At 74.9% G+C, this 11,729-nt stretch carries 8 protein-coding genes; 3 read left to right on the top strand and 5 right to left on the bottom strand.

Annotated elements, in window-relative coordinates; genetic code table 11:
- Positions 1 to 2 precede the first annotated feature (2 nt).
- Positions 3 to 1,691, bottom strand: coding sequence for a DUF4192 family protein (locus AB0O09_RS16095; protein ID WP_363542315.1), 1,689 nt, complete (start codon positions 1,689 to 1,691; stop codon positions 3 to 5).
- Between the two features lie 227 nt (positions 1,692 to 1,918).
- Here AB0O09_RS16095 and AB0O09_RS16100 point away from each other — a divergent pair, with 227 nt between their 5' ends.
- Positions 1,919 to 4,249, top strand: a complete 2,331-nt coding sequence (locus tag AB0O09_RS16100; RefSeq protein WP_363542316.1) for a DEAD/DEAH box helicase — start codon at positions 1,919 to 1,921, stop codon at positions 4,247 to 4,249.
- Positions 4,250 to 4,549: 300 nt separating this feature from the next.
- Entirely contained in the window at positions 4,550 to 5,188 is a 639-nt protein-coding gene (locus AB0O09_RS16105) for a hypothetical protein (RefSeq protein ID WP_363542317.1), read from the top strand.
- A 159-nt stretch (positions 5,189 to 5,347) separates the two neighbouring features.
- Here the strand turns inward: AB0O09_RS16105 and AB0O09_RS16110 are convergent, their stop codons facing one another.
- The 3 genes from AB0O09_RS16110 to AB0O09_RS16120 form a co-directional block, all read right to left on the bottom strand.
- Positions 5,348 to 5,686 (bottom strand): hypothetical protein, encoded by a 339-nt coding sequence (locus AB0O09_RS16110; protein ID WP_363542318.1) that lies wholly within the window; start codon positions 5,684 to 5,686, stop codon positions 5,348 to 5,350.
- Between the two features lie 413 nt (positions 5,687 to 6,099).
- Positions 6,100 to 6,783, bottom strand: a complete 684-nt coding sequence (locus AB0O09_RS16115) for a ribonuclease HII (RefSeq protein ID WP_363542319.1) — start codon at positions 6,781 to 6,783, stop codon at positions 6,100 to 6,102.
- 424 nt (positions 6,784 to 7,207) lie between these two features.
- Positions 7,208 to 7,999 (bottom strand): TetR/AcrR family transcriptional regulator, encoded by a 792-nt coding sequence (locus AB0O09_RS16120; protein WP_363542320.1) that lies wholly within the window; start codon positions 7,997 to 7,999, stop codon positions 7,208 to 7,210.
- Positions 8,000 to 8,193: 194 nt separating this feature from the next.
- Between AB0O09_RS16120 and AB0O09_RS16125 the strand changes: the two genes are divergently transcribed.
- Positions 8,194 to 9,735 carry an MFS transporter gene (locus tag AB0O09_RS16125; protein ID WP_363542367.1) on the top strand — a complete coding sequence of 514 codons (1,542 nt, stop codon included), beginning with the start codon at positions 8,194 to 8,196 and terminating at the stop codon, positions 9,733 to 9,735.
- Between the two features lie 154 nt (positions 9,736 to 9,889).
- Here AB0O09_RS16125 and AB0O09_RS16130 read toward each other — a convergent pair whose 3' ends face one another.
- On the bottom strand, positions 9,890 to 11,425 hold the full coding sequence (locus tag AB0O09_RS16130) for a DUF4173 domain-containing protein (protein WP_363542321.1): 1,536 nt from the start codon (positions 11,423 to 11,425) through the stop codon (positions 9,890 to 9,892).
- Positions 11,426 to 11,729 lie beyond the last annotated feature (304 nt).

An 11,729-nucleotide genomic window follows, 5' to 3' on the forward strand; every position in this document is an offset into this window, starting at 1 on the left:
TCTCAGCCGCCGCCCGGCCGTCGGGCGGGCCACTGACCGGTCGGGCGCTCGTGCCCCTGCGGGGCCGTCGGCCGCGGCCTGCCCCAGGCCGGCCCGACGGGTCGGTGCAGCGGGGTGCGGTACGGGGTGTGCGGCGAGCTGCCGGGCGGCCCGCCCGCCGTGGGGCGGGGCGCGGCGTCGTTTCCGTGTCCGGACGGTCGGCGGCCCCGCGCGGTGGTGCGGCCGGATGCGGGCGTGGGGCCGGATGCGGGCGTGGATCCCTCGGCGGGCGGCGCCGCGGGATCCGAACCGCTGTCGCCGACCGCCTCGGTGGGTGCGGCGTCCGCGCCCGGGCCGCCGTGGTCCGACGATCGGTGCTCCCCGGAAGCCCCCGGTAGGACGGATGCGGTGGCCGCTGCGCCCGGTGCCGACCGGTGGGTCGGGGCCGGCCCGGGCACGGCCGGGCGTTGGGCGCCGGCCGGGGGCGCGTCGGATCCGGCATCCGCCGGTTCGGTCGGGGGACGGACCGCAGGAGCTCCCCGGGCCGCCCGGGCTTCCCGGGCTTCCCGGGCCGTGCGGTTGGCGCGCTGCTCCCGGACGCTCGCCAGGAGCCGCTCCGGCGCCAGGCCGCCGTTGATCGACTCGTACAGCAGCAGGGCGAGGGTGTAGCGCGGATCCACCTCCAATGCCCGGGAGAGCATGATCCGGGCGGTGGCGGTGTCGCCGGCGATCCAGGCCGTCCAGGCGAGCAGGGTGAGCGGCGGCGCCGCGAGGTGCTCGAACGGGCTGACGCAGCGCTGGACGAGGAACCGCCACACGCGCTGGGCGACGGCCAGCTCGTCCGGCTCGGCGAACTCGGCGCCGCGGTCCCGGCCGAGCTTGTCCTGCAGGCCGAGCAGCAGGCGGGCGGCGCGCTCGGCGTCGATCTCCCGCGCGCCGGCCCGGAACTCGGCCATCACCTCGGTGATCATCTCTCCCGTCCGGTCGACCGTGGACGTCCGCCCGGCGGCGAGCTCCTGGAGGAAGCCGGGGCCGGCCCGCTCGATCTCCTGCCGCTGGACGTCCGCGAGCGGCGGCCCGACGGGCGCCAGGCCGGCGACCATCGCCCGCCGGCTGCCACGCGGGGCCAAGCCGGCGAAGGCCGCGGCGGCCGCGACGGGGCTGGGCCGGTGGGAGGGTCGGATCGGTGTGCCGGCCGGGTCGCAGCACCCGGTGCGGGTGCACAGGAACGACCACCAGCGGCCGCCGGAGACGAACAGGGACTCCTTCACGGCGACCCCGGCCGCCCGGAAGGCACCGGCCAGGCCGTCCGCGAGCGGACGCAGCGCCTCGGCCGACCGCGGCCCGTCACCGGGCGGTGCGCCGCTCTGCGCGGACGCCGGGTCTGCGGGATCCCGAACGAGGTAGAGCAGCACCTGGTCGGGGCGGCGGTCGCGCTTCTCGGAGAGGTCCAGCAGCAGCGCGGCGGTGTCACGGGCCACCGGCGCCCACTGCTCGGGCGCGTCCGGGAGGTCCACCCGGACCACGGCGCCCTGGTGGAGCGAGGGGCCCTGCAGGCCGACGGCGACGATGCTGTCGTCGGGGAAGAAGCCGAGCAGGTAGGGCAGCATCTCGGCCATGTCGGCCGGGCCGCGCATCGGCGTGGGCAGCAGGGTGGCGGGCAGCCCCTGGGCGGGGGCGGCGGGCGGGGTGCGGTGTTCGTCGTGGTTCATGGCCCGAAGCATGCGGCTTTTTCCGGGCCGCATGTTCAGCCTGTGGATAACTCCGGATTGCGGATTGTTCCGCGGTTGTTCCGCACACCTTCCGGGCCGATCATTCCGCGGGAATTCCGCCGCCCGGACCGTACCGGCCTTTCCCGTCAACCGATCTGATGACGGGTCATCCACAGGCCGGGCGCTGCATTGGCCCATTGTCGGTCACACGCGGTATGCATGGGGCCATGGACGAGCGCAGCACCTGCCCCGAATCCGAGTCCGTGGACGCACCGGCCGCATCGGCCGCACCGGACCGCACCGGCAGCCGGTCGGCGGCCGGGCACGCCCCCGGTGACGGGCACGCGGCCGGTCCGGCCGGTCCCGCCGAGCAGGACCGCGCTGCCGTCCGCGAGCGCGCCGAGGCCGTGCTGCGCGAGCTGGCCGGGCCGTCCGCGGTCCTCCGGGAGGACCAGTGGCGGGCCATCGAGGCGCTGGTCGTGGACCACCGCCGGGCGCTGGTGGTGCAGCGCACCGGCTGGGGCAAGTCGGCCGTGTACTTCATCGCCACCGCGCTGCTCCGCTCCGCCGGCGCCGGCCCCACGGTGATCGTCTCGCCGCTGCTGGCCCTCATGCGCAACCAGGTGGACTCGGCCTCCCGGGCCGGCATCCACGCCCGGACGATCAACTCCGCCAACCCGCAGGAGTGGGACGAGATCCAGGCCGAGGTGGCCGCCGGGGCGGTGGACATCCTGCTGGTCAGCCCGGAGCGGCTGAACAACCCGGACTTCCGCGACCAGGTCCTCCCCAAGCTCGCCGCCTCCACGGGCCTGCTCGTGGTCGACGAGGCGCACTGCATCTCCGACTGGGGCCACGACTTCCGGCCGGACTACCGGCGGCTGCGCACCATGCTGGCCGACCTCGCCCCCGGCGTTCCGGTCCTCGCCACCACGGCGACGGCCAACGCACGGGTCACCGCCGACGTGGCCGACCAGCTCGGCACGGGGGCACCCGACGGCTCGGGCGGGCCGTCGGCCGACCGCACGGCGCTGGTGCTCCGCGGTCCGCTGGACCGGGAGAGCCTCAGCCTCGGGGTCCTCGCGCTGCCCGACCCGGCGCACCGCCTGGCCTGGCTGGCCGACCACCTGGCCGAGCTGCCCGGCTCCGGCATCGTCTACACCCTCACCGTGGCGGCGGCGGACGAGGTGACCGCCTTCCTGCGCTCCCGCGGGTACCCGGTGGCCTCCTACTCCGGCCGGACGGAGGACGCCGAGCGCCGCAGCGCGGAGGCGGACCTGCTGGCCAACCGGGTCAAGGCGCTGGTCGCGACCTCGGCCCTGGGCATGGGCTTCGACAAGCCCGACCTGGGCTTCGTGGTCCACCTCGGCTCGCCGGGTTCGCCGATCGCCTACTACCAGCAGGTCGGACGCGCCGGACGCGGTGTCGACCGGGCCGAGGTGCTGCTGCTGCCGGGCCGGGAGGACGAGGCGATCTGGCGCTACTTCGCATCGCTGGGCTTCCCCCCGGAGGAGCAGGTCCGACGGACGATCGACGCGCTCGCCGAGGCGGGCCGCCCGCTGTCCACCGGCGCCCTGGAGGCCCGGGTGGACCTTCGGCGGAACCGGCTGGAGACCATGCTCAAGGTGCTCGACGTCGACGGCGCGGTCCGCAAGGTCCGCGGCGGCTGGGAGTCCACCGGCCGCCCCTGGGCGTACGACGCGCCGCGCTACGCCAAGGTCGCGGCCGCGCGGGAGGCCGAGCAGCAGGCGATGCGCGAGTACGCGGCGTCGGCCGGCTGCCGCATGGAGTTCCTGCGCAGGCAGCTCGACGACCCGGAGGCCGTGCCCTGCGGGCGCTGCGACAACTGTGCGGGCCCGGCGCACGGCCCCGAGGTGTCGGCGGAGGCGCTCGCCGCGGCCCGGGCGGCACTCGGCCGGCCCGGTGCGGAGTTCGAGCCGCGCCGGCTGTGGCCGACCGGGATGGACGCGCTCGGCGTGCCGCTCAAGGGTCGCATCCCCGCCGGGGAGCAGGCGGAGACCGGCCGGGCGCTCGGCCGGCTGTCCGACATCGGCTGGGGCACCAGGCTGCGCACGCTGCTCGCCGAGTCGGCGCCGGACGGCCCCGTCCCGGCCGAGGTGGTCGACGCCCTGGTGAGCGTCCTGGCCGACTGGGCGCGCGGTCCCGGCGGCTGGGCCGGACCGGAGGGCCCGGACGGCACGCGCCTCGCCCGGCCGGTCGGCGTGGTCACCATGGCCTCGGCGACCCGGCCCCAGCTGGTGGAGAGCCTCGGGGCACGGATCGCGGCGGTCGGCCGTCTGCCGTTGCTCGGCCGGATCGAGTACGCGGCCGGCCGGCCGCCGCACGGCCCGCGGAGCAACAGCGCACAGCGGCTGCACTCGCTGGCGGGGACGCTGGTCGTCCCGGAGGAGCTGGGGGCGACGCTCGCCGCGGCGGGCGGCCCGGTGCTGCTGGTCGACGACCTGGTGGACTCGGGCTGGACGGTGACCGTGGCCGCCCGGCTGCTCCGTCGCGCCGGGGCGACGGGGGTCCTCCCCTTGGTCCTGGCCCTCCAGGCCTGAGCCCCGGGAGAACCGGATCGCGTACGGGAGGCCACCCCGTTCACCGGAAGGACACCTCGGGGCAAACCGGACTTCGACCACCCGTCGTCCGCCCGTCGGACGGCCGTCAGGCGAATGGACGCATGACCGTGACGGAATATATCCGGCAGAACACTGAATTTCGGGCGGCGCTCGGCATTTCATCATTGCCGCTTCGACCGATCTGACGGGAGAATTGAGGCCGTACCCCACACCTGGTCGGAAGACCCGGTATTCGGCGTACCCACGTCACCGCCGTGCCAGCGGGCCGGAAGGAGGATCGTGATCAACCGCAGAGACCACGGTCAGGATCCTTCCACCGCCAGACGGAGCATCGACCCGAAGGCCTGGTCCGAGGCCGACGTGCCGTTGCTGCGCGCCCCGCGCGACTTCGTCCGTGAGCTGCACCAGCGGCACCTGCCTCAACCGGGCACCACGGTCGTCGCCGTGCTGGACGCCAGGCACCAGCTGATCGCCTCGGCCTCCTTCAGCACCCGCCAGCACCTCACCGACGGGTGGCAGCACCGCAACGCGATCCTGGCCAACCTCCGGCAGGTCGTCCCGCACGACCTCCGGCTCGCCGCTCCCGTCCGCACGGCCGTGCTGCTGCGCTGCCGCGAGGGCTCGCCCGAGTGGACGGCCCAGGACGGCGCGTGGATGTGGGCACTCCAGGACGCCGCCGCGCTGCACGGGCTGCGCTGCGGCTCCTACATCGCGCTGACACCCGCAGGCTGGCACGTGATCGGCGACGGGCGGCGCGGCCGCAACCCGCACTCCGGGTCGTGGTCCGACGGGCCGTTGCACACCGTCACCGAGCTGCCGCCGCGCCACGCGCGGGAGCCGGTCCGGCGGACCGCACGGAACCCCCATGTCGCAGCGGTGACGGCGCTGGACGCGTTGCGCCCCGCGGCCTCGCACTGACCGTTCGCGCGGCCGCCCGCCGATGAGGCGGGCGGCACCGCGACGACGGACGGTGCCGGACCCTCCGGGCACCGCCACGGGCGAACCCACGGCACCGGTCGGCACCGGTCACCGGGCCGGAACGCCCGACCCGGCCGGCACGCGCCCGGACGAGCGGGCTCAGGCCGGCACGGGCCGGTCCGCCCCCGGGAAGAGCGACGCGACGGCGTCCGTGCCGCCGCAGACCACCAGCAGCGAGCCCGCGCGCTCCGCGGCACGCACCGCGGCGCCCGCGATGCGGTTGACCCCGGAGCCGTTGACCACCAGGATCACCACGTCGCGGCGCAGCGGCCGGGTCGTGGCGGCGTCGGCGTAGAACACGTCACCGGCCTCGGCGAGCTGCGCCCAGTAGCGCTCCTCGCCGAAGGACAGCTCGTGCTGCTGCCACGGGTGCGGTTCGCCGACCGTGAGCACGAGGACGTCGCCGGGGAGGCGGCCGGACTCGAGCAGCTGGTCCACCGTCTCGTCGGCGCGCTCCAGCGCCTCCTGCGGATCGGCGGGGACCAGCCGGACGGCCGGGGACGAGGGGTGGGGACCCGGACCGGGCTTCGGCCCGGGGCGCGGGCCCGGAACGGCGCCCGCAGCTCTCGGCGGAGCGGGACGGGGCGGCGCCGGGCGGGGCGGCGCGGGCCGCTGGCCCGGCACGACGCCGGACGCAGCAGGGTTGACGGAAGGCGTACGGGGGCTGGATGCGTCCGACTTGTGGGGGAAGGGAACGCCGGGGCCCGGGATACTCTCGTGAATCTCCGGCTCCTCGGGGAAGACAGGCATACCCGGATATCTATCAAATGCCGGTCGGATGCGCACGGGCACCCCACCTGTTGGGCACCCGGCGGGGCTCGCGGAGGGCCGCCCCGGGGCTCGACGGAACGTCAGAAGCCGAGCGACAACTGCTCGTCCGCAGGCTCCGCGATCCGGCCGCGCTTGAGGTGGCGCCACTGCGGGAGCCCGTCGAGATAGGCCCAGGACAGGCGGTGTTCCGAGGTCGGACCGAATTCCTCCAGGGCGGCGCGGTGCACCGGCGAGGGGTACCCGGCGTTGTCCTCGAAGCCGTAGGCGGGGTGGTCCGCGGCGAGCTCCGCCATCATCCCGTCCCGGCGGACCTTGGCCAGGACGGAGGCCGCGGAGACGCAGACGCAGGACTGGTCGCCCTTGATCACCGTGCGGACCCGCCACGGGCCGCCGAGGTAGTCGTGCTTGCCGTCCAGGATCACGGCGTCCGGCCGGACCGGGAGCGCCGCCAGGGCGCGTTCGGCGGCCAGCCGCAGCGCCGCGGTCATGCCGAGTTCGTCGCACTCCTGCGGGGAGGCGTGGCCGAGGGCGTACGCGGTGACCCAGTCGGCGAGCACCGGGGCGAGCGCCTCGCGGCGCTTCACGGTGAGGAGCTTGGAGTCGGTGAGGCCCTCCGGCGGGCGGCGCAGTCCGGTGACGGCGGCGCCGACGGTGACCGGGCCGGCCCAGGCGCCGCGTCCGACCTCGTCGAGCCCGGCGACCACGGCGGCTCCGGCCCGGCGCAGCGAGCGCTCGACCGAGTGGGTCGGGGGGGCGTAGGGCATGGCTGGTCCATTCGTGTCGCTCCGGCAGCACCAGCCTACGTCCCCGCCGGGACCGCCCCGGACGGCCGGCACCCGCCCCGACCCCGTCCGACCCGCGACCCCGAACGACGCGACCGACCAAACGACGCGACCGACCAAACCACGCGGACCGACCGGGTCACGCGGACCGGCCTACCCGGCGACGACCCGTCCGCGGCCCGGCCCGCCCCAGGGCCGGGCCTCGAAGGCGCCCGGGCGCCCGGGCGCCTGACGGGGACGCATGGAGGCACCTCCCGGCAAGGAGGCCGGAGGAGAACTGCGCGGTCCGGGAGCGGTGTTCCCGGCGGATCCGGATCGTCCCCGGTCCGACCGGTGGGCCGCATCCGGACGGCGCAGTTCCCCGCACGCCCCTGGAGTGACCGCCCGAGCGCCCTGGCCCCGCGCCCTAGTAGGCGCTCACCAGGGGCATGAGCACCTGGTCCACCAGTTCGGTGCAGAAGGCCTCGTCGACCACGCCCTCGCAGACCTTGGCCCGGTAGAGCAGCATCGCCGGGGCGACGTCGGCGACGATCGGCGTGGCCGCGCCGGGCCGGACGTCGCCGCGCCGCTCGCCGCGGCCGAGGATGGCGAGCATCGCCGCGTTGGCCGGCCGCATCACCCGGCCGTCGAGGAAGTCCTTGAAGGCGACGGCCTGTTCGTGGTCGAGCTCGGCCATCAGCACGCGGATGGCGGTGCCGGCCGGCGAGCACATGATCGCGCCGAAGCCCGCCATGAGCTGCATCAACTCGGCACGGACCGACCCGAGGTCGGGGATGTCCACGGGGGGTGGCAGAGTGGCCCCCAGGGCGTGCACGACCAGATCCGCCTTCGACGCCCAGCGGCGGTACAGCGCGGCCTTGCCGGTCTGCGCCGCCCCGGCGACGCCCTCCATGGTCAACCGGGCGAAGCCGCCGGAGACCAGGAGTTCGAGGGTCGCCTCGAAGATCGCGGCCTCCAGGGCGCGCCCCCGCCGCCGGGCCGCGGCAGGCGCCGCCGGCTCAACGGACGGCACCGCGGGATCGACGCCCGGCACCCCCGGCTCGACGGGCGGCACCGCGGCCGCCGGCCCGGCCGACGCCTCGGCGCCGGCCTGCAGTGGTACGGCCCGCGCCACGCCGGCGGGGGCGGACGGCGCACATCCGGCCGCCACCGCACCCGACGACCCGACCGACGCCTGACGCCGCACCAACTGATCCATCGTCACCACCCTAGAGAACGCTTGCGTTCACAATCTCTTTCCGGATATCGTCCACATGATAGTGAACGGCTCCGTTCCTTCACAGTGTCCGCGTACCGCCACCGGCCGTGCGCAGTCGCACAACCGCGCACGTCACGGGCGCATTCTCCGGCACCACCCCACGGTGCAGGACCAACAGGGGGCAATCAGTGGCAATCTCGGACACAGTCGGCACACCCGCACCACCGAAGGCGGGACGCACCCAGCGCAAGGGCATCACCCTCACCGTCATCGCCGCGACCCAGCTCATGGTCGTGCTGGACGCGACGATCGTGAACATCGCGCTGCCGCACATCAAGAACGACCTCGGCTTCTCCGACACCACCCTCTCCTGGGTGATCAACGCCTACACCCTCACCTTCGGCGGCCTGCTCCTGCTCGGCGGCCGCCTCGGCGACATCCTCGGCCGGCGGCGGGTGTTCATCGTCGGCACCCTGCTCTTCGGCTTCGCCTCGCTGCTCGGCGGCTTCGCGCAGGACTCGACCATGCTGCTCGCCGCGCGCGCCCTGCAGGGCCTCGGCGGCGCCGTCTGCTCACCGACCGCGTTCGCCCTGATCGCCAGCAACTTCGAGGAGGGGCCCGAACGCAACCGCGCCTTCGGCGTCTTCTCCGCGGTCGCCGGCTCCGGTGCCGCGATCGGCCTGCTGGCCGGCGGTCTGCTCACCGAGTACCTCGACTGGCGCTGGGTGTTCTTCGTGAACGTGCCGATCGCCGCGCTGATCGCGCTCGCCGCGCCGCGGTTCATCAACGAGTCGGAGCGGACGGAGGGCCGCTTCGACCTGCCCGGCGCGCTCACCTCGACCCTCGGCCTGGTGGCCCTGGTCTACGGCTTCATCCGCGCCGCGTCGGACGGCTGGAGCGACGCCCTGACGCTGGCCTCGTTCGTCGGGGGCGTGGTCCTGGTGGTCGCGTTCGTCGTCATCGAGCGGCGGACGGCGCAGCCGATCACCCCGCTGCACCTGTTCCAGGACCGCAACCGCACCGGCGGCCTGATCATGATGCTCTGCCTCGCCGCGGCGATGTTCGGCATCTTCTTCTACATCACGATCTTCGTGCAGACGGTCATCCACTACAGCCCGCTCAAGGCTGGTGTGGCCTTCCTGCCGATCAGTGCCGCGATCATCGTGGCGGCGCAGATCGCCTCGGCGCTCCAGGCGAAGCTCGGCCCGAAGGTGTTCATGGCCGGCGGCGCCGCCCTGGTCACGGTCGGCCTGAGCTGGCTGACCCAGCTCAAGGCGGACAGCGGCTACGTGGACGGGATCCTCGGCCCCACGGTGATCTTCGGCTTCGGCATGGGCCTGATCTTCGTCCCGGTGATGCTGATCGCGGTGTCCGGCGTGCCGAACAACGAGACCGGGGCGGCCTCCGGCCTGCTCAACTCGGTGCAGCAGATCGGCGGCGCCCTCGGCCTGTCGATCCTCACCACCGTGTTCAGCCATGCGGCCAAGTCCAAGGCCACCGAGCTGGTGCCGGGCTTCCTGCAGTCGGCCACTCCCGAGCAGGCGCAGCACTTCCAGAAGGCGCACGAGTTCCCGGTGGGCAGTGCCGCGTACAGCGAGACGCTGGCGCACGGCATCGGCCAGGCGTTCATCGTGGGCGCCTCGCTGGCCGCGGTCGCCCTGCTGGTGGCGCTGTTCGTGGTGAAGGCGAAGGCGAGCGACCTGCCGTCGGAGGGGGCGGCCGGCGTGGCGCTCTGACGCTCCGTGTGGTGGCGGGCCCCGGCGACCCCGCCACCACACACCGGTCCTCACGACTCGACCGCGGCCACCCGAGCCGGACCGGCCCCGGGTACGGGCGGCACCGGCGCGCATGAGCATGCGTCAACAGGCGTCAGGCAGAGATCAGTTGGCGTCAGTAGTCGTAGTCGCCGCCGTAGTACGGGTCGCCCAGGCGGACACCGACCCGGCCGCAGGCGTCGCGTCCGATGAGCGGCACCGAACGGTCCTTCAGGATCTCGCGGGCCCTGGCCTCGGCCAGGCTGGTGGCGTACCAGGGCAGTCGGTCGTCGTCGAGGTCCCTCGCGATCTTCTGCAGGGCGCAGGTGCGCTGGTCCTCCGGGAGCCGGTCCAGTGCGGGCACGGCGTCCGCGGAGAGGTCGCGGAGGTAGCCGACGTCGATCCGGCCGGTCTGCTCGAAGCGGTGGACGTTCTGCTCGGCGATCATCGCGTCCGGGCTGATCAGGCCGAAGACCGCGGTGGCGGCGGCGGCGCTCAGCACGACCGTCCGCGGCAGCCACTTGGCGGAGGCGAGGATCCCGCCGACGAGCACCAGCAACAGCACCACGCCCAGCCAGATCTCGACCGTGGCCACCGAGATCCGCAGCCGGGTCAGGCCGAAGTTGTCCACGTACCGCTGCATCCGGTACAGCGCCGAGGCGACCACGACCAGCGTCTGGCCGCAGAGCAGCGCCAGCAGCGTCTTGGCCATCACCCGGTCCCGCGGGGTGGAGCGCGGTGCCCAGCGGCCCGCCAGGGCCAGCAGGACCAGCACCAGCAGGGTGACGATCAGCAGCTGCCAGAAGCCCTGCCGGGCGTACTCGGCCGGGATCATCCCGGGCTTGCTCATCACCGACTCGTAGCCGCCGACGAACACCACGGCCTGGACGGCGACGAAGACGCCGAAGAGCAGGTTGAGGGCCACCAGCGGCACCGCCCACTCCAGCCGGCCGCGCTCGCGGCCCGGCTTCACCGGCAAGCGGTCGAAGCGACGCGGTCCGGCCGCCGTGTGCGCGGCCGCCAGGGCGACCAGCAGACCGACCACGAACAGCAGGACCTGCATCGGCAGGTTCTCGGTGTCGACGCTCGGCACGAGGTCGCCGAGGAGTTCGGCGACCGCGGCGTCGGCACTGGCGAACAGTGCGCCGAAGACCACCAGCAGCGCCAGCGAGACGGCCGCCGCCTTGACCACGGCCACCACCCGGGCGCGGGCCGGGTACTGGCGGTTGCGCAGCGAGAGCAGACCCCAGGCGAGGCCCGGAATCAGGTGCGGCCACATGCCGAACGCGCCCAGCAGCACGCCGGGCCAGCGCTTGCCGCCGTGCAGGGCGAGCGATCCGGCGCCCGCGGCGGCCAGCAGCGCCAGGACGACCGGCCAGGAGGCCTCCACCAGGGCCGGGACGAGCAGCAGCACCAGGGCGGTGACCGTCCACACCACCGTCCACGGCCGGACCTTGCGGCCGCCGGCCGTGGCGGCGAGTCCTGCGGCGACCGCACCGACCAGCGCCCAGAGCAGCACGTTGACGCCGAGGCCGTCGGTCAGCAGGACCGCGGCGAGCAGACCGGAGGCGAGACCGGCCCCCAGTACCCCGAACCCCGGCAGGGCGGGTCGGGTCGGCGCGGTCGCGGTGATCCACAGCGGGTCCGGCGGCGGGGCGGGCGGCAGCCACACGCCGGGGCCGGTCCCCGGACGAACGCCGTACGCGGGACCTGCACCGGGTCCCGCACTGGGGCGCACGCCAGGGCCTGCTCCCGGTCCCGCACCCGGCCGCGGCCCGCTCCCCGTGCCGGCGGCCGTTCCACCGCCACCGGGCCCCGGCACCGGACGAGACCCCGGGCGAGGCGCCGAAGCGGCGGCCGGGGCCTGACCGGGCTCCGCGGCTCCCTTGCGGAACTCGGCGGCGACACGGCCGGCTTCCACTCCCCCGCTCGCACCGCCCGTCCCGTCCGCGCCGCTCGCACCGGTCTCCCCGGTC

This window comes from Kitasatospora sp. NPDC093679, from assembly GCF_040683455.1.
In the GTDB taxonomy this organism is placed as follows: domain Bacteria; phylum Actinomycetota; class Actinomycetes; order Streptomycetales; family Streptomycetaceae; genus Kitasatospora; species Kitasatospora arboriphila.

What these genes read in the sequence shown, in the direction of transcription:
- AB0O09_RS16095 (WP_363542315.1), bottom strand. Translation starts at nt 1,691, where the DNA reads ATGAACCACGACGAACACCGCACCCCGCCCGCCGCCCCCGCCCAGGGG.
- AB0O09_RS16100 (WP_363542316.1), top strand. Translation starts at nt 1,919, where the DNA reads ATGGACGAGCGCAGCACCTGCCCCGAATCCGAGTCCGTGGACGCACCG.
- AB0O09_RS16115 (WP_363542319.1), bottom strand. Translation starts at nt 6,783, where the DNA reads ATGCCCTACGCCCCCCCGACCCACTCGGTCGAGCGCTCGCTGCGCCGG.
- AB0O09_RS16120 (WP_363542320.1), bottom strand. Translation starts at nt 7,999, where the DNA reads ATGGATCAGTTGGTGCGGCGTCAGGCGTCGGTCGGGTCGTCGGGTGCG.